The following is a 17,773-nucleotide window of genomic DNA, read 5'->3' as shown; positions in this document are numbered from 1 at the left end:
TGATACCGGAACGACAACAATGCTCGACCTGCGCCGCCTCCGCTATTTCGTGGTTGTCGCCGACGAACTGCACTTCGGCCGCGCGGCGTTGCGCCTGCGGGTCGCGCAGCCGCCGCTGACGCGCCATATCGCCGCGCTGGAAAGCGAGCTCGGCGTCCGTCTGTTCGAGCGTTCGACGCGCGCGGTGCGGCTGACGCCGGAAGGCGCCGCGTTCCTCGAACATGCGCGCAACGTCGTCAGCGCGGCCGCCGAGGCAGAAGCGGGCGCGCGCAAGATCGCGCAAGGCATCGCCGGGCGGATCGTGATCGGCTATGCGAGCTCGATCCCGATGTCCGACACGTTCCCGGACGTCATCCGCGTCGCGAGCCGGACGATGCCCGACGTCGAGCTCGCGTTCCGCGAGGCGGCGACTGCCAGCCAGCGCCAGCAGATCGCGGACGGCACGATGGACATCGGCTTCGGATGGGCGTGGAACGGTGCGCCCGGCGCGCCGGTGGCGTCGCTCGTCGTGTCGCGCGAGCCACTCGTCGCGGCCGTGCCGGCCGGCGATCCGCTCGCGGGCCGTGCGAGCGTCGACGTCGCGGAACTTGCGAACGCAACCTTCGTCACGTTTCCGCCCGGTTACGGCTCGGCATTGACCGCTGCACTGGACGACTTGTGCGCGCAGGCCGGATTCGCACCGCGGATCGGCGCGACCGCGGCCCAGATCACGACGCTCGTGTCGCTGGTGGCCGCCGAGCGCGGCATCGCGATCGTGCCGGGATTCACGGCGACGCTGCGGCGTCCGGGAGTCGTCTACGTGCCGCTTACCGGCACGCGCGCGGTCGAACAGATCGTGTCGTGGAACGAGCCGTTCGCGTCGGCGTGCGTCGAGCGCTTCGTCGCACTGGCACGCTCGCTTGCGCAGCCGGCATCGGCCTGATGCACGGCGAGCGAGGCGCGTCTGGGTTCGCGCGATCGATCGGGAAAATCGCCCGCGTCACGCGTGCCGCAACTGTGTGGAATCGGCAAGATCGTTACGTATCGGGAATCAAATAACAAAAAGAACTCCTGACTGTTCACTATTCGATGCGAATCCTCCAAGATGGGCACGCCGCCGGCCGGGCATGCCTGGTCGCACGACCGGCGGCGATACGCGGGCCAGCGTATCCCTCTTCCACTTGGAGAACACAATGAACAACAATGTGTTGCCGCGTTTCATCCCGCGCGCCTTTGCCGCGGGTTGTCTGCTCGCCGTGGCGAGCGTGTCCCATGGCGCCGGCGTCTATGCGCCCTATGTCGACGTGACGCTCTACCCGACGCCGCTCGTCGACCAGATCGGCGTCCGGCAAGGCATCCAGCAGTTCACGCTCGCGTTCGTGGTCGCGGGCAACGGTTGCGTGCCGTCGTGGGGCGGCGTGCAGCCGATCGGCAACGGCGCGAGCGGCGGCCTGCTGACCGCGCTGTCGACGTCGATCGCGAGCTATCGCGCGAAAGGCGGCGAAGTGGCCGTGTCGTTCGGCGGCGCGAACGGCACGCCGCTGATGCAGGCGTGCTCGACCGTCCCCGCGCTGGCGAGCGCCTACCAGACCGTGATCGACACGTACGGCCTCACGCACATCGACTTCGACATCGAGGGCGCGTCGCAGACGGACACGGCCGCGGTCGCGCGCAACTTCCAGGCGGTCGCGCAGCTGCAGGCGAGCTATGCGGCGCAAGGCAAGCCGCTGCACGTCACGCTCACGCTGCCGACGATGCCGACCGGGCTCACGCAGGACGGCCTGAACGTCGTCAACGCGGCGATCTCGAACAAGACCGCGTTCGATGCGGTGAACGTGATGGCGATGGACTACGGCCCGGCGAACATCGACATGGGCGCGGCCGCGATCAGTGCCGCGCAGGCGCTCTACTCGCAGCTCGATACGGCCTTCAAGTCGGCCGGCCAGCCGAAGACCGATGCGCAGCTCTGGCAGATGGTCGGCGTCACGCCGATGATCGGCGTGAACGACGTGCAAGGCGAAACCTTCACGCTCGCGAATGCGCAAAGCGTGCTGAACGCGGCGGTGGCCAACGGCTACGGCTTCTTCGGCAACTGGTCGATTGGCCGCGACCAGGCCTGCCCGTCCGGCGGCACCTCTGCGTCGCCGACCTGCTCGGGCGTCTCGCAGCAGCCGTACGCGTTCGCGACCATCTTCAAGCAGCTCGGCGGCAAGTGGGGTGCGGGCGTCACGCAGGACCCGAACTACGGCGGCGGCTCGGACGGCGGCACGCCGCAGCCGGGCGCGCCCTGGGTGGCCGGCCAGGTCTACACGGCCGGCGCGACGGTCACCTACCAGGGCACGACGTATCAGGCGCAATGGTGGACGCAGGGCGACGTGCCCGGCCAGGCCGCGGTGTGGAAGCCGGTCGGCGGCGGCACGCCCACGTGGTCTGCCACCACCGCGTATTCAGGCGGCACCTGCGTGATGTACCAGGGCGCGAAATACTGCGCGAAGTGGTGGACGCAAGGCGACAACCCGAGTGCGGGCGGTGTGTGGGTGAAGTCGTGATGCGGCGTAGCGGCCGTCGCTAGGCACCAGGCTTGCGCATCAGGGGCCGTTCACGGCGGTCGATAGCGGATCGCCGGCGGACGGCCCGCTGGCCGGCGGCACCCTGCCCGCTGTCAGCCGCGCGCGTGCTCCGCCAGCAGCCTGGCCTTCGCGCCGACGAGCAGCGCCGCATGCGTATCGCGATGCTGGCGAATCCGCTCGGTCGGCCCGACCACCGACAGCCCGTACCAGTCGCCGTCGAGCGTCAGCGCGACCGCGATCGCCGACAGTTCGGGCGCGCTCTCGCCTATGTTCTCGGCCCAGCCGAGTTCGCGAAACCGGGCGGTTTGCGCGACGAGCGCAGGCAGGTCCGCCACTGTCGTGTCGGTGAAACGTTCGAACGGCAACTGCGCGCCGAGCGCCTGCTGCGCGTCACCGTCCAGTTCCGCGAAAATCGCCTTGCCGATCGAGTTCGCATGCAGCGGGCGCAGCTCGCCCGGCGCGCGCGTATAGCGGATCGCCTGCTCCGATTCGACGACGTCGAGATAGGTGACGGATACGCCCTGGATCTTGCCGAGCACGGCCGTCTCGCGGCTCGCGTCGCGCAGCGCGACGAGATGCGGATGAACGATGTCGACGACCGGATCGGTCGCGTCGATCGCGGCGGCGATCGTCTGCAGGCGGCGCGTCGGGTAATAGCCGCCGCGCTTGCGCACTTCGTACAGGTAGCCGCGGCTCACGAGCGTGCGCGCCATCGCGAGGCAGCTCGACGCCGGCACATTGAGCAGGCGCGCGAGTTCGGTGAGCGGCAGCGGCCGCCGTTCGGCGGCGAACAGCTCGAACAGGTCGAGCGTGCGGGCAACGAGTTTGACGTCCATGACGAGCGCTTGAATCGGAACGGGAGATCGCGCACCGGGCCGGCCGCCGGAACGGTACGGTCAGTACGACTTCGGCAGCCCGAGCACCTTCTCCGCGATGTAGCACAGGATCAGTTGCGGACTCACGGGCGCGAGCCTCGGAATCATACACTCGCGCAGGTAGCGCTCGACATGGTATTCCTTCGCGTAGCCCATCCCGCCGTGCGTCGCGACCGCCGTCTGGCACGCCTGGAACGCGGCTTCCGCGCCGAGGTATTTCGCGGCGTTGGCCTCCGCGCCGCACGGCTGCCCCGCGTCGTAGCGCGTCGCGGCCTTCATCACCATCAGCCACGCGGCCTCGAGCTGCATCCACGCCTGCGCGAGCGGATGCTGGATCGACTGGTTCTGCCCGATCGGCCGGCCGAACACGACACGTTCGCACGCGTACTGCGTCGCGCGGCGCAGCGCGGCCTGCCCGAGCCCGATCGCCTCGGCGGCGATCAGGATCCGTTCGGGATTCAGCCCGTGCAACAGGTAGCGGAAGCCGTCGCCTTCGTTGCCGATCAGGTCGCCTTCCGGTACGCGCAGGTTGTCGATGAACAGCAGGTTCGAATCGACCGCCTTGCGGCCCATCTTCTCGATCTCGCGTACCTCGACGCACGAGCGGTCGAGATCGGTATAGAACAGGCTCAGCCCGTCCGTCGGCTTCGCGACCTGGTCGAGCGGCGTGGTGCGCGCGATGATCAGCATCTTGTTGGCCACCTGCGCGGTCGAGATCCAGATCTTGCGCCCGCTCAGCACGTAGTGGTCGCCGTCCCGGCTGGCCTGCGTGGTCAGGTGCGTGGTGTCGAGGCCCGCATCGGGTTCGGTCACCGCGAAGCACGCCTTGTCGCGCCCGGCGATCAGCGGCGGCAGGAAGCGCGCCTTCTGCGCGTCGTTGCCGAACACCTGCACCGGGTTCAGTCCGAAGATGTTCATGTGGACGGCCGACGCGCCGGACAGGCCGGCGCCCGATGCGCTGATCGTGCGCATCATCAGCGCGGCCTCGGTCATCCCGAGCCCGGCGCCGCCATGGGCGGGGTCCATCGCGATGCCGAGCCAGCCGGCCTCGGCGAGCGCCGCGTGGAAATCGTCCGGGAACCCGCCCGCGCGATCGCGTTCGAGCCAGTAGTCGTCGCCGAAGCGCGCGCAGATTTTCTCGATCGCGCTTTCGATCGCGCGCTGGTCGTCGGTCAGGTCGAACTGCATGGAATGCACTCCCGGAAAAAGGCGAGCGGTCGCGCCGCTCTCAAGAAAACGCCATGCGGCACCGAGGTTTGCCCGCCGAAGGATGTCCCCGTGCGGGATGGCCCGCTCGGCGCGTCGGCACGAAGCGGCCAGTCTCGGGCGCTCACAACGGAAACACGCCCACGATCACCGCGGCGAACACCATCAGCACGGTGGCGGCGAACAGGAACGGAATCGTGAATTTCTGATGCTCGGCCAGCTCGACGCCGGTCAGGCCGACGATCAGGAACGTCGCGGGCGTGAGCGGGCTCACCGGGAAGCCCGTCGTCATCTGGCCGAGCAGCGCGGCCTGCGCCATCTGGATCGGCGGCACGCCGAGCAGCTTCGCGCTTTCCGCGAGCACCGGCAGCACGCCGAAATAGAACGAATCGGGGTCGAACAGCAGGCTGAGCGGCATCGACAGCAGCCCGAGCACGAACGGCATGTGACGCGCATGCTCGACCGGCACGTGTGCGACGACCACGTCCGCCATCGCCTTCAGCATCCCGGTGCCGGACATGATGCCGGTGAACGCGCCGGCCGCGAGCAGCACGCTCGCCATCATCAGCGCGGCCTTGGCATGCGCGTCGATCCGCTCGCGCTGGGCCTGCACGTCCGGGTAGTTGATCACGAGCGCGGCGACCGTGCCGAGCATGAACATCACCATCGGGTCGACGATGCCCGACACGAGCGTGACGAGCACGACGAGCGTCAGCAAGAGATTGATCCGGAAGCGCTCGGGCCGGCGCAACGCGCGTTCGGCGTCGGTCAGCGCGCGCGGCGCAATCGCGAGCGACGCCGCGCCGGCGCGATCGAGCCCGAGCCGCTTCGCCTCGCGCACGCCGAGCACGTACGCGGTGCCGAACACGAACACGAGCCCGACGATCTGCACCGGAATCATCGGCATGAAGATCGCGGAACCGGGAAGGTGCAGCGCCGCCGACGCGCGCAGCATCGGCCCGACCCACGGCAGGAAATTGACGCCGGCCGCCATCGACGCCACGCACGCGAGGATGCGGCGATCCATCCCGAGCCGCGTATAGAGCGGCATCATCGCCGGCAGCGTGACGAGAAACGTGACGGCGCCCGAGCCGTCGAGATGGATCAGCAGCGCGAGCAGCGCCGAGCCCATCACGATGCGCGGCGGATGGCAGCTGATCACGCGCAGCACGCCCGCGATGATCGGGTCGAGCATCCCCGCATCGGTGAGGATGCCGAAAAAAAGAATCGCAAAAACGAACATCCCGGCGATCGGGCCGATGTTCTGTACGCCGTGCACGATGAACTTGCCGGTCGCGAGCCCGAAACCGGCCGCGAGCGACGCGGCCACCGGCACGACGATCAGCGCGACGAGCGGCGACAGCCGTTTCGTGATGATCAGGCCGAACAGCGCGACGATGGCGATCGCGCCGATCCATGCAAGCATGATGCGTCTCCTCTTCAGCCGGTGCGCCTGTGCAGCGCCCGGCAGGGTGTTCGAAGGGGCGTGCGGCACGCAGGGCCGTGCGGCGCCGTCGGGCGCGCGGCACGGCCGGCAGCCGCGAAGCCGGTCAGTCCCGGTGTGCGGCGCGATCGCGGCCGTCAGCGTCGGCGAATACCTGCGCCGCGTGTTCGTTCAGCGCGGGCGGCGGCCGCCGGTACGTGGCGGGCGTGCGACCGAGCTTGATCGGCGACGCGATGCCGCGATGCCGGCCCAGCTCGACCTTCATCTCCCGATGCGCGACATGCGGATGATCGAGCGCCGCATCGAGCCCGAGCACCGGCGCGCACGGCACGCCGCGGCGCATCAGTTGCTCGGCGAGCGCCGCGCCGTCGTGTCCGGCCAGCGCCGTTTCGAGCCGCGCACGCAGGGCGGCGCGATTCGCGCTGCGCGCGCGGTTGTCCGTGAAGCGCGGATCGTCGAGCCAGTCGCGCGTGCCGAGCACGTCGCACAGCCCCGCGAACTGCCCGTTGTTGCCGACCGCCAGAAAGATGTCGACGCTCGCCGTTGGAAAGCTGTCGTACGGCGTGATGTTCGGATGCGCGTTGCCGGTGCGCACGGGTGCCTTCCCCGAATGGAAGAAGTTCGGCGTATGGGGATGCAGGATCGACAGCGCGCAGTCGAACAGCGTCGATTCGACGAACTGGCCGCGGCCGCTCGCGTCGCGCTCGCGCAGCGCCATCAGCACGCCGAGCGCCGCGTTCAGCCCGGTGACGAGATCGACGATCGGCACGCCGACCCGCAGCGGCGCGCCGCCCGCTTCGCCATTGACGCTCATCAGCCCCGCGAGCGCCTGCACGGCCGCGTCGTAGCCGGGCAGCCCGCCGAGCGGGCCGTCCGCGCCGAAACCCGACACGCGGCAATGAACGAGGCGCGGAAACCGCGCATGCAGCGCGTCGAAGCCGAGCCCCCAGCGCTCCATCGTGCCGATCTTGAAGTTCTCGACGATGGCGTCCGCCTGTTCGAGCAGGCCGAGCAGCCGTTCGCGGTCGGCCGGTTGCGTCAGGTCGAGCGCGATGCCGAGCTTGTTGCGGTTCACGCCGAGGAAGTACGACGCGGTATCGCCGTCGAACGGCGGGCCCCATGTGCGCGTTTCGTCGCCGGACGGCGGTTCGACCTTGATCACTTCCGCGCCGTGGTCGGCCAGGATCTGCGTTGCATACGGGCCGCCCAGCACCCGCGACAGATCGATGATGCGCAATCCCGCCAGCGCGCCCTGCTGCTCGTGTTCCGCCATGCGTCCCGCTCCTGGTTCCGGTTGATCGGACGGCCGGTTCCGGTCGCCGCGCATCTGCGGCGCGGCTTCCCGGATTCGACGAATAATTCTTGTGTGTGAATTTATATTCACACTCGGGAATTATGTTGTCAACCCCGGCGGCACCCTGAGGCCGGGCGGAAGGTGCCGGCGTGCGCAAGTGGGGCCGACACCGAACACGACGCGGTTGCGATGGCGCCCCGCCATTCGCTAAGCTGGCGGGCCATCTTCATCTCGAAAAACAAGGCGGACGATTCATGAAACGGATGCTGCTCGCGGCCTTTGTGCTGGCGTCGACGCTGGGCGTCGCCCACGCGCAAAACCAGACGTTCCATTTCGGCGAAGGACAGACGCAGATGCCGGGGGGCGCGCCGCAGGCGGCCTCACCGACCGCACGGCCCGCGCCCGCGCGCCGGCACGTCGCGCCGCCGTCCCACCATCGGCGTGCCGTTCACAAGCGCCGCCAGCCGCGCCACGCGAAGCCGGCGCGCAGCGGAATCTATACGCACGCGTGACCCGTGTTCCATTCCGCGAAGCCGTGCACGGAACTGTCATGAACGGCCGCTAAGATCGGTACGGGCGCCTGTACGCCGTCGCGGCCTGCTGCCGGGCAGCGAGCCGCCGACGCGCATTTTCTCCACGATTCAGCACCTGCTTTACCGAATATGAGTACCGGGCTGGACACTCTCGCCGTCATCAAGGAACGCGCCACGATCGTGTGCCGTCAGCGCAGCAGCGTGCTGCTGGTTGCCCGCGCCGCGTCGCGCTGGTCGCTGCCGGGCGGCACGATCCGGCGTGGCGAGACGCCGCTCGATGCTGCGCTGCGGGAGCTCGCGGAGGAAACGCGGCTGGAGGGGCTTGCGCTCGACTACGCGGTGCAGTTCGGCGGGCTGACCAAGCTCCATCACGTGTTCGTGGCCGACGTGCCGGCGCACCTGACGCCGCGCGCGAGCAACGAGATCGCCCGCTGCAAGTGGTTTACCGTCGACCGGCTCGACACGCTTCATGCGAGCGTGCCGACGCGCAAGATCATCGAGCTGCTGCGGCTCGAGTGTTTCTCGGCGAGCGCGAACGGCCGGCCGCGCTGACGCCGACATCACCCGCACCGGTCACTTGCGCAGGAACGGGCCGGCCTTGCGCTCGAGCAGCGTGACGAGTTCGGGTTGCATGCAGGCGTAACGGTCGGGAATGTCGAGGCACACGATCTTCTTGTGCCGCAGATGCGGGCCGAATTGCGCCGCCAGCCGCGCCTGGTGGGCACGCTCCATCACGAACACGACATCGGCCCAGTCGAGCTGCTCGGCGGACAGGCGCGTATCCGCATCGGGCGAGAGGCCCGCCGAGTCGGTTTCGACGTCCGGCCACGCGGCGAATACTGCTTCGGCGGTCGGGCTGCGCAGCCGGTTGCGGCTGCAGATGAAGAGCGCCCGCATCATGTCGCTTCGCGATTGCCCGACACCGCCCTGCTCACCCTTGCGCAATCGTGCCCGGCCGGATGTACGCGAGCATGTGCGGCACGTAGTCGGCCTTGCCGAGTTCGACGCCATGGTGGCGCAGGATCGCGTACGCGGCGATCGCGTGGAAGTAGAACTGCGGCAGCGCCCAGTCGCGCGCGTACTGTTCGCCGGTCAGGTCGAACGCGATCCCGTTTGGCATCTCGAGCGCGATCGGCAGCGCGGCGCCGCCGTCGAGCGCATCCGGCGCGAGTTCGCCGAGAAAGGCGAGCGTGCCGGCGATGATCGCCTGCGCGTCGGCAAGCGAGCCGGGTTGCGCATCCGCCTTCCATCCCGCCTCGCGCAACGCCAGCAGCGCAGCCGGCACCGGTTCGCCACGCAGCCGGTGGACGGGCTCCATCGCCTGGAAACACGAGAAGCGTACCTGTGCCGCGAGCGGATACATGTCGGGCGCCAGCTTCAGCGACATCGCCGCGTCGGGCGCGTCGCCCGCGGCCTGCCGGTGCGCGGCAACCTTGTCGAGCCACGCGGTCTGCGCGCGCAGCAGCTGGGTGAAGGTCGGAACGAGAAGTTCGGTCGGCGTCACGCGTGCGCTCCTGTGTTGTGGTTGGCGCCACGATAGCAGCGTCGGCACGAACCTGCATCCTGGCTCAGGGCGACGAGCGCGATGCGATGCGGATCGGCGATGTGGCGCGTGACACGGGTGAGTGCACCCCGACGCGGGACGATGACGGCGCACGGCCGCGTCCACGCGACCTCAGGGCTTGCCGTGTCGCGCCAGGAACCGGTCGAGCTGCGATGCGAACGCCTTGCCGTCGCGCGCGCTGAACGGCGCCGGCCCGCCCGTGTCGATGCCCGCGCTGCGCAACTGATCCATCATCGCGCGCGTCGACAGGCGTTCCTCGATGTTCTCGCGGCTGAACCAGTTGCCGCGCGGGTCGAGCGCATGCGCGCCCTTGTCGAGCACGGCGGCGGCCAGCGGGATGTCGGCGGTAATCACGAGGTCGCCCGCTTCCACCAGCTCGACGATGCGCGCATCGGCCACGTCGAAGCCGGCCGGCACCTGCACCGCCTTGATGAACGGCGACGGCGGCGTGCGCAGAAACTGGTTCGCGACCAGCGTCACGCCGATTTCGGCACGACGCGCGGCGCGAAACAGCATGTCCTTGATGACGGAGGGACACGCGTCGGCATCGACCAGTACTTGCATGGTGGAGTGTTCCAATGGGTTGAAGCAGAAGCGGCGATCATAGCGCACCGCCGGCCGGCCATCAGCCTGCTAGCCCGCGCACAGCGCGTCGGCCGTCACCCACTGCGCGCCCCACGCCGCGGCCAGCCGCGCGCCCCGCCCGATCCGTACGGCCGCATCGTCGAAGTCGACGAACACGACGTGATCGGCCGCCGCGGGTTTCGCGGGCATCTCGCGCGTGCGTCCGTCGGACAGCACCCACAGCCAGCGCTGCTTGCCGGGCTCGCGCCGCGCCGCGCGCGCCAACAATTGCGCGGCGGCCGCGATGCCGTCCGCGAGCGGCGTGCCGCCGCCGCCTTCGACGGGTTCGAGCCAGCGCGCATTCCACCAGCGCGGGACGGCCGGGCCAAAGCGTCGCGCGGCGCCGTTGCCGCCGAAGCAGATCAGCGCGGTTTCGACCCGGTCGCGCGCGGCCTGGTCGAAATACGCGACGATCAGCCCCTTCGCCAACGCGAGCCGCTCGTGCGACAGCATCGACGCCGAACAGTCGAGCACGAAGCAATGCAGTGCGGGCGGCGTGCCGGCGCGTTTCCGGAAGCGCAGATGATCGCGATGCAGCGGGCCGCCGCGTTTCGCGGCCAGTGTCGCCGGCCACGCCACGGCCGTGCCGGCGCGCGCCGTGCCCGGCACGCGCACGCGCACGGCTGCGCCTGATTGCCATCGAGGACCGCGAACGAGGTTCGCGGCGGCGCCGGCTCGATGGCTCAGCGTTTTTTTAGCGGCAGCGGCACGACGCCTTTGACGTTGCGCAGCCCGGCCGGCTCGGGCGGCAGGTAGCCCCAGTCGCCCTGCGATGGCGCGGCATCGTCCTTCGCCGCGCCCGATGGATCGCCGGCGCGCTCGCGCGCATCGGGCGGCGCGTGTCCGTCGCGTTCGTCGTCGGGTTGCGACGCGCCGGACGAGGGTGGCATGCCCGCATGGCGCCGGTGCCGCAGTACCGCTTCGGCCACCCGCTCCACATGCGACACCGTCACCGCATCGGCCTGCTCCAGCGCGGCGAGCGCGCGCGCCGCGCGCAGCATCACGAGATCGGCGCGCAGCCCGTCGACGGCCGCGTCGATACACAGCGCGCTGACGCGCGCATGGACCGCATCGTCGAAATCGAGCGCCGCCAGCCGTGCGCGCGCCGCGTGAATCCGGTCGCCGAGCTCGCGTTGCGCGGATGCATGGCGCGCGCGAAACGCATCCGGATCGAGATCGAATGCAAGCCGTGCCTTCACGATCCGCTCGCGTTGCGCGGCGTCGAAGCAGTTCTCCAGCTCGACCATCAAACCGAAGCGGTCGAGCAGTTGCGGACGCAGCTCGCCCTCCTCCGGATTCATCGTGCCGACGAGCACGAAGCGCGCATCGTGCGCGTGCGACACGCCATCGCGCTCGACGATGTTCACGCCGCTCGCGGCGACGTCGAGCAGCGTATCGACGAGCCCGTCGGCGAGCAGGTTCACTTCGTCGACGTACAGCACGCCGAGATGCGCCCTCGCGAGGAGTCCCGGCCGGAAGCGCACGCCGTTTTCCGCGAGTGCATGCGCGAGATCGAGCGTACCCGTCACCTGCTCGTCGCTCGCCGACAGCGGCAGCGTGACGAACTGCCCTTCGGGCAACAGCTCCGCGAGGCCGCGCGCCGCGGTCGATTTCGCGGTGCCGCGCGGCCCGCTCACGAGCACGCCGCCCAGCGACGGGTCGATCGCGGCGAGCAGCAGCGCCTGCTGCAGCGCCTCCTGCGCGACGAGCGCCGCAAACGGAAAGACCGCGCGGGCGCGGTGCGTCGTCGGATCGGTCATCGCCGCCCCCCTTCCTGGAATTGTTCGCTCGCGAGCCAGACCGCCTCGATCCGGTCGCGATAGTCGCCCGGCTGCTGCCACAGGCCGCGCTGCATCGCTTCGACGAAGCGTTCGCAGATGCCGTGCAGCGCCTTCGGGTTGTGCCGTTCGAGGAATGCGCGGGTGGCGTCGTCGAACAGGTACGCGTCGGCGACGAGCGCGTACTGGTGGTCGGACAGCACGCGCGCGGTCGCGTCATAGCCGTACAGGTAGTCGACGGTCGCCGCCATCTCGGCCGCGCCCTTGTAACCATGGCGCTTCACGCCGTCGAGCCATTTCGGGTTGACGACGCGCGAGCGGATCACGCGCGCGATTTCCTCGCGCAGCGTGCGCATCTTCGGCGCGACCGGGTTCGCATGGTCGCCGTGGTAGATGCTCGGCTGCTGCCCGGACAGGTGCCGCACGGCCGCCGTCATCCCGCCCTGGAACTGGTAGTAGTCGTTCGAATCGAGGATGTCGTGCTCGCGGCTGTCCTGGTTCTGCACGACGACGTCGATCGTCGCGAGGCGCTCGCCGAACACGTCGGCCGCGGCGTCGCCCGCGCTGTTCTGCGCGTACGCATGGCCGCCCCACCGGCGGTAGGCCTCGGCGAGATCGGCGTCGGCCTGCCAGCGGCGCTGGTCGATCAGGTCCTGCAGGCCCGCGCCGTAGCTGCCCGGCCGCGCGCCGAACACGCGCCAGCCGGCACGGCGCCGCGCCTCGTCCGGTGCCACGCCCCGTGCGATCCACGTCTCGCGTTCACGCTCGATGCGCGCACGGATCGGGTTCAGGTCCTCGGGCTCGTCGAGCGCGGCCACGGCCTGCACGGCCGCGTCGAACAGGTGCATCAGGTTCGGGAACGCGTCGCGGAAGAAGCCCGACACGCGCAGCGTCACATCGATGCGCGGCCGGTCGAAGATCTCGATCGGCAGGATCTCGAAGTCGGTCACGCGGTGGCTGCCGTGCGCCCATTTCGGCCGTACGCCGAGCAGCGCGAACGCCTGCGCGATGTCGTCGCCACCGGTGCGCATCGTCGCCGTGCCCCATACCGAAAGGCCGATTGCGCGCGGATAGTCGCCGTGATCCTGCAGATGACGCTCGATCAGTTGCTGCGCGGATTTCAGGCCGAGCGACCATGCGGCCTGCGTCGGCACCGCGCGCGTGTCGACCGAGTAGAAGTTGCGGCCGGTCGGCAGCACGTCGGGGCGGCCGCGCGACGGCGAGCCGCTCGGCCCCGGCGGCACGAAGCGGCCGTCGAGCCCGCGCAGCAGCTGACGCATTTCCTCGCCGCCGCATGCGTCGAGCGCGGGCAGCAGCGTCGCGCGAACGCGCTCGATCACGGCGAGCGTGTGCGGCCAGTCGCCGGGAGGCGTCGAATGGGTATCCGTATCCGCGCACAGCCCGTCCAGCCAGTGCTGCGCAAGCCGCTCGAGCCGCTCGCGCGTGTCGCCCGCATGGCGCCACGGCGATGCGTCGAGCGCCTGCAGGATCACCGGGCGCGGGCCGACCCACGGCGCGGCCCAGTCGGCCGCGAGCGGATCGAAATCGTCGCCGAGCGCGAGATCGCGCGCGAGCGCCCCGATCAGCCCCGCACGCGCACCCTTGCCGTCACCGACCGGAAAGCGTGCGAGCGCGAGCAGCGTGTCGCGCCGCTGGCGCGCGGCCGGCGATACGCCGAACACGTGCAGCCCGTCGCGAATCTGCGCTTCCTTCAGCTCGCACAGCCACGCGTCGACACGCGTGAGCAGCGCATCCTCGTCGCCCGTATCGCGCGGCGGCGACACGCTCAGTTCGTCATGCAAACGATGCTCGGCGATCGTCGCGAGGATCGTCTTGCGCAGCAGCTTCGCGCGCCGCGCATCGACCATCAGCGCTTCGTAGTATTCGTCGACCTGCCGTTCGAGATCCTGCAGCGGGCCGTAGTTTTCCGCGCGGGTGAGCGGCGGCATCAGGTGATCGACGATCACGGCCTGCGCGCGGCGCTTCGCCTGGCTGCCCTCGCCCGGATCGTTGACGATGAACGGGTACAGGTGCGGCAGCGGCCCGAGCGTCAGGTCGGGCCAGCACGCGTCGGACAGCGCGACGCTCTTGCCCGGCAGCCATTCGAGGTTGCCGTGCTTGCCGAGGTGGATGACCGCGTCGATGCGATACGCGTCGCGCAGCCAGAAATAGAACGCGAGATACGCGTGCGGCGGCACGAGATCCGCGTCGTGGTAGCTCGCGTAATCGTTCTCGCCGCGCGAGCGCGACGGCTGGATGCCGACGAACACGTTGCCCGCGCGCCAGCCGGCGATCGTGAAGCGCCCTTGCCGCAGCGTCGGGTCGACTTCGGGCGGGCCCCAGCGTGCGTTCAATGCGTCGCGCACGGCCGCCGGCAGCCGCGCGAAACGGGCGACGTAGTCGGCCAGCGGGAAGCTCTGGAATGCGGGGCGCAGCGCGTGCACCGCCGTGTCGTTGGTCACGCCTTCGGTGAGCCGTGCGATCAGCGCGTCGCCGTCGGGCGGCAGGTCGGCCACCGCATAGCCCGCGTCGCGCAGCGCCGCGAGCACGCGCAGCGCGGACGCCGGCGTGTCGAGCCCGACGCCGTTGCCGATCCGCCCTTCGCTTTGCGGATAGTTCGCGAGAATCAGCGCGATGCGCTTGTCGGCGTGGTCGAGCGTGCGCAGCCGGCACCAGCCGCGCGCGAGCGCCGCGACGAACGCGATCCGCTCGGCATCCGGCTGGTAGCGCACGACGTCGACCTCGGTGTGCGGGCAGCGGTACGCGAGCCCCTTGAAGCTCACCGCGCGCGTGACGATGCGCCCGTCGACCTCGGGCAGCGCGATGTGCATCGCGATGTCGCGCGCATGCAGACCCTGGTTGTCGGCCACCCACGCGTCGCGATTGCCGCCGGACAGGATCACCTGCAAGACCGGCGCGTCGCCGGCGAGCACGTCGTGTTCGGGGCTGTCGATCGCGCCGGCCGCGAACGCGGTCGTGTTCAGCACGAGCGCGACGTCGTGCGTGTCGCAGAGCTGCGTGATGACTTCGCGGCTCACCGCGTCCTTCAGCGACGTGACCGCGATCGGCAGCGGATTCAGCCCTGCGTCGACGAGCGCATCGGCCAGCGCGTCGAACACGGCCGTGTTCGCGGCCTGCCAGTGCGCGCGATAGAACAGGATCGCGACGACGGGCGCACCGGGCGTCCAGCGCGGCCGCCAGTCGTCGACGCTCGCGCGGTCGCGCGCCGGGTGGTACAGCGCGGCGGCCGGCAGCGGGCGCGGCAGCTCGGGTTCGTCGCCGAAGCCGAGCGTGTGGAATGCAATGCTGCGCAGCAGCGCCTCGGCGTTGTGCACGCCGCCTTCGCGCAGGTAGCGCCACCACAGCCGGCACAGGTCGGGCGCGACGGTGCTCTTCGCGACGAGGTTCGGGTCCTCCTGCAGGTCGCCCGAAAACATCGCGAGCTGCTGCCTGCGCTTCGACGCGAGCGACACAGCCTGCTCGATCCCGTACGGCCAATACGTCTCGCCGCCGAGATGATCGATCACGACCGACTTCGCATGCTGCAGCACGTCGTCGACGTAGAAGTCGACCGACGCCGGCTGCCGCAGGAACGTGACGTTCGCGAGCCGCACGCTCGGGAAGCCGGCCGGCAGCTGCGGCACGACGCTCGCCAGCAGCGACAGCGTCGTGTCGGCCGAGCTCAGGATCACGATGTCGGCCGGCTGCTGGTCGATCCGGACGACGCCCTGCGTATCGTCGACGAAGCCGCCCGGCGTGGTGCGCAGCAGATGCATCGTGCGTTACGCCTGTTGCGGCTCGGCCGCGCACGCGGCATCGAACGCGTGTTGCAGCGCGGCCGCGTCGAGATCCTCGCCGATCAGCACGAAGCGGCTCGCGCGCGTTTCGCCGTCCTGCCAGCGGCGATCGAAATAGCTGTCGAAGCGGCGGCCGACGCCCTGGATCACGAGCCGCATCGGCGCGCCGGGCAGCGCGGCGAAGCCCTTCGCGCGGTAGATCGTGTGCGCCTCGACGACGCGCTGCAGCGCGGCGATCGTCGCTTCGCGCGTGCCGGCGTCGCCCGACACGACCACCGAGTCGAAATCGTCGTGATGATGATCGTGATCGCCGTCGTCGGCCGAGCCGTGATGGTCGTGACGCAGGTGGATCGTTTCTTCCGATGCCGATTCGAGACCGAGCAGCATCGCGAGATCGAGCTCGCCGCGCGTCGCGCGCACGATCTTCACCTGCGGCGGGATCTCGTCGCGGATCGCGGTTTCGATCTGCGCGAACGCCGCGCCGTCGACGAGATCGGCCTTGTTCACGATCACGAGATCGGCGGACGACAGTTGATCGGCGAACAGCTCGTGCAGCGGCGATTCGTGGTCGAGGTTCGGATCGGCGCGGCGCTGCGCGTCGACGGCCTGCGGGTTTTCCGCGAACTGGCCGCTGGCGGCGGCCGGCCCGTCGACCACGGTCACGACCGCATCGACCGTGAAGCTGTTGCGGATCGTCGGCCAGTTGAACGCCTGCACGAGCGGCTTCGGCAGCGCGAGGCCGGACGTCTCGATCAGCACGTGGTCGATGTCCGCGCGGCGCTCGACGAGCGCTTCCATCACCGGATAGAACTCTTCCTGCACCGTGCAGCACAGGCAGCCGTTCGCGAGTTCGTAGAGCTGGCCGGACGCTTCGCCCTGCGCGCCGTCGGCATCCTCGCAGCCGATGCCGCAGCCCTTGAGGATTTCGCCGTCGATGCCGAGCTCGCCGAATTCGTTGACGATCACCGCGATGCGGCGGCCTTCGGCGTGCTGCAGGATGTGGCGCATCAGCGTGGTCTTGCCGCTGCCGAGAAAGCCCGTGACGATCGTGACGGGAAGCTTGCGTAGGGTCATGGTAGGTCCAGGGTCGAAAATGGAATCAGGCCGGGATGGTCGCGTCGAGGGCGGCGTGGCAGTTCATCTGGCGGATCGCGGGCAGGCCGCCGCGCGATCCGCACGGACAGTCGCGGGGCGGGCGGAACGACGAATCGGACATGGTGCTTCCTTGCGAACGGTCGACATCGTGAATGCCAACACGGCTGCCGCCGGCCCGGCTCGCGCAGCCGGCCGTTTCCCGCGACGGCCGGCGCGGGTTCGCGCATGGGCAGATCGGCGGAGGAAGCGGGCAACATGCGGGCGTCGGGCCTGCTGCGGCCGTGGACGATGCGCCGCCTCCCCGCGGCGCTGAACCCCAATGTTTAGGCCGGTATCCGGGCTGACGAACACGCCGCTTCGCCTTCCCGGATGCGCGCGGCATCCAGTGGCGGTCGTCCGCATGCGCGCAGCATGCGGCGAAGCGGCGTTGCGTGGCGCTTGCGCGCGACGCGTTCGCTTACCGTTGCGGGGGCAGCACAGGTTGGCTCGACTGCGGCGCAGGCGGGCGCCCTGTTTCCCGTTTAACTGCGCGCACCGGAGCGGCGCGCGCGAGCACCAAAACGCGTGCGAGTGTAGGCGGCGGTGCGGGGAGCGTCAAGGCGAAGCGGGCCGCCCGGCCCGGTTGCGGATGGCCGGCGCGCAGGGCTGGACGCCGTGCGCGGCGGTTCGTTCGGGTGGATCGCTGTGCTATCGTAGCGCCGCGTTCGGTGCTCGCATGCGCATTCCGCGCCTGCAGTTAAACGGGAAACAGGAGGCGGCCTGCCGCCCGGCCTGTGCTGTCCCCGCAACGGTACGCCGCCCGCGCGACGCGCTTCCCCGCGCACGCGCCCATGCCGCCCACGATGCCACTGCCCTTCAGCCGGGCGGGAAGGCTGCGGCCTGGCAAGCGGCCAGCCCGGATACCGGCCGACGCAAGGGGCGAGCCCGACGCTCGCCAAACGCCCGATCCGCGGGGGACGGATGGGTGCGCATTCCGCCCGCGTCCGCGCGGGCTTCGTTCGATCCGCCATGCGT

At 69.9% G+C, this 17,773-nt stretch carries 15 protein-coding genes and 2 riboswitches; of the genes, 4 read left to right on the top strand and 11 right to left on the bottom strand.

What is annotated here, in order from left to right; translation table 11 throughout:
* The first annotated feature begins 19 nt into the window (after nt 1-19).
* Both LGN17_RS30235 and LGN17_RS30230 read left to right on the top strand, forming a co-directional pair.
* On the top strand, nt 20-922 hold the full coding sequence (locus LGN17_RS30235) for a LysR substrate-binding domain-containing protein (protein ID WP_226200708.1): 903 nt from the start codon (nt 20-22) through the stop codon (nt 920-922).
* Nucleotides 923-1,172: 250 nt separating this feature from the next.
* Nucleotides 1,173-2,528: a chitinase gene (locus LGN17_RS30230; protein WP_226200707.1), complete on the top strand. Its 1,356-nt coding sequence runs from the start codon at nt 1,173-1,175 to the stop codon at nt 2,526-2,528.
* A 113-nt stretch (nt 2,529-2,641) separates the two neighbouring features.
* Here the strand turns inward: LGN17_RS30230 and LGN17_RS30225 are convergent, their stop codons facing one another.
* From LGN17_RS30225 to LGN17_RS30210, 4 genes are all read right to left on the bottom strand, one after another.
* Nucleotides 2,642-3,385, bottom strand: a complete 744-nt coding sequence (locus LGN17_RS30225; protein WP_226200706.1) for an IclR family transcriptional regulator — start codon at nt 3,383-3,385, stop codon at nt 2,642-2,644.
* 60 nt (nt 3,386-3,445) lie between these two features.
* On the bottom strand, nt 3,446-4,612 hold the full coding sequence (locus LGN17_RS30220) for an acyl-CoA dehydrogenase family protein (RefSeq protein WP_175955350.1): 1,167 nt from the start codon (nt 4,610-4,612) through the stop codon (nt 3,446-3,448).
* Nucleotides 4,613-4,754: 142 nt separating this feature from the next.
* Complete coding sequence (locus LGN17_RS30215) at nt 4,755-6,056, bottom strand: CitMHS family transporter (protein WP_226200705.1); 1,302 nt, start codon at nt 6,054-6,056, stop codon at nt 4,755-4,757.
* A gap of 124 nt (nt 6,057-6,180) precedes the next feature.
* Nucleotides 6,181-7,347 carry a CaiB/BaiF CoA transferase family protein gene (locus tag LGN17_RS30210; RefSeq protein WP_226200704.1) on the bottom strand — a complete coding sequence of 389 codons (1,167 nt, stop codon included), beginning with the start codon at nt 7,345-7,347 and terminating at the stop codon, nt 6,181-6,183.
* A gap of 275 nt (nt 7,348-7,622) precedes the next feature.
* Here LGN17_RS30210 and LGN17_RS30205 point away from each other — a divergent pair, with 275 nt between their 5' ends.
* Together LGN17_RS30205 and LGN17_RS30200 are read left to right on the top strand one after the other, a co-directional pair.
* On the top strand, nt 7,623-7,880 hold the full coding sequence (locus tag LGN17_RS30205) for a hypothetical protein (RefSeq protein WP_226200703.1): 258 nt from the start codon (nt 7,623-7,625) through the stop codon (nt 7,878-7,880).
* 150 nt (nt 7,881-8,030) lie between these two features.
* Nucleotides 8,031-8,453 carry an NUDIX hydrolase gene (locus LGN17_RS30200; protein ID WP_175955358.1) on the top strand — a complete coding sequence of 141 codons (423 nt, stop codon included), beginning with the start codon at nt 8,031-8,033 and terminating at the stop codon, nt 8,451-8,453.
* Nucleotides 8,454-8,474: 21 nt separating this feature from the next.
* Here LGN17_RS30200 and LGN17_RS30195 read toward each other — a convergent pair whose 3' ends face one another.
* The 7 genes from LGN17_RS30195 to cobW all read right to left on the bottom strand — a co-directional run bounded on the left by LGN17_RS30195 (nt 8,475) and on the right by cobW (nt 16,738).
* Nucleotides 8,475-8,801, bottom strand: coding sequence for a low molecular weight protein tyrosine phosphatase family protein (locus LGN17_RS30195; RefSeq protein ID WP_226200702.1), 327 nt, complete (start codon nt 8,799-8,801; stop codon nt 8,475-8,477).
* Nucleotides 8,802-8,832: 31 nt separating this feature from the next.
* Entirely contained in the window at nt 8,833-9,405 is a 573-nt protein-coding gene (locus LGN17_RS30190) for a DUF1993 family protein (protein WP_226200701.1), read from the bottom strand.
* 171 nt (nt 9,406-9,576) lie between these two features.
* A complete protein-coding gene (locus LGN17_RS30185) occupies nt 9,577-10,029 on the bottom strand; it encodes a YaiI/YqxD family protein (RefSeq protein WP_226200700.1) in 453 nt (150 codons plus the stop codon).
* 69 nt (nt 10,030-10,098) lie between these two features.
* Nucleotides 10,099-10,698 carry a vWA domain-containing protein gene (locus LGN17_RS30180; protein ID WP_226200764.1) on the bottom strand — a complete coding sequence of 200 codons (600 nt, stop codon included), beginning with the start codon at nt 10,696-10,698 and terminating at the stop codon, nt 10,099-10,101.
* Between the two features lie 74 nt (nt 10,699-10,772).
* Complete coding sequence (locus LGN17_RS30175; RefSeq protein WP_226200699.1) at nt 10,773-11,849, bottom strand: ATP-binding protein; 1,077 nt, start codon at nt 11,847-11,849, stop codon at nt 10,773-10,775.
* On the bottom strand, nt 11,846-15,643 hold the full coding sequence (gene cobN / locus LGN17_RS30170; protein ID WP_226200698.1) for a cobaltochelatase subunit CobN: 3,798 nt from the start codon (nt 15,641-15,643) through the stop codon (nt 11,846-11,848). Before cobN ends, LGN17_RS30175 begins: the two co-directional genes overlap by 4 nt.
* 6 nt (nt 15,644-15,649) lie before the next feature.
* Entirely contained in the window at nt 15,650-16,738 is a 1,089-nt protein-coding gene (cobW, locus tag LGN17_RS30165; RefSeq protein ID WP_226200697.1) for a cobalamin biosynthesis protein CobW, read from the bottom strand.
* Between the two features lie 329 nt (nt 16,739-17,067).
* Nucleotides 17,068-17,334, bottom strand: a riboswitch (cobalamin riboswitch).
* Between the two features lie 113 nt (nt 17,335-17,447).
* Nucleotides 17,448-17,685: riboswitch (cobalamin riboswitch) on the top strand.
* The last annotated feature ends 88 nt before the right edge of the window (nt 17,686-17,773 follow it).

Source organism: Burkholderia sp. AU30280, assembly GCF_020420125.1.
Taxonomy (GTDB): Bacteria; Pseudomonadota; Gammaproteobacteria; order Burkholderiales; family Burkholderiaceae; genus Burkholderia.
This window is presented reverse-complemented; position numbering and strand designations above follow the sequence as displayed.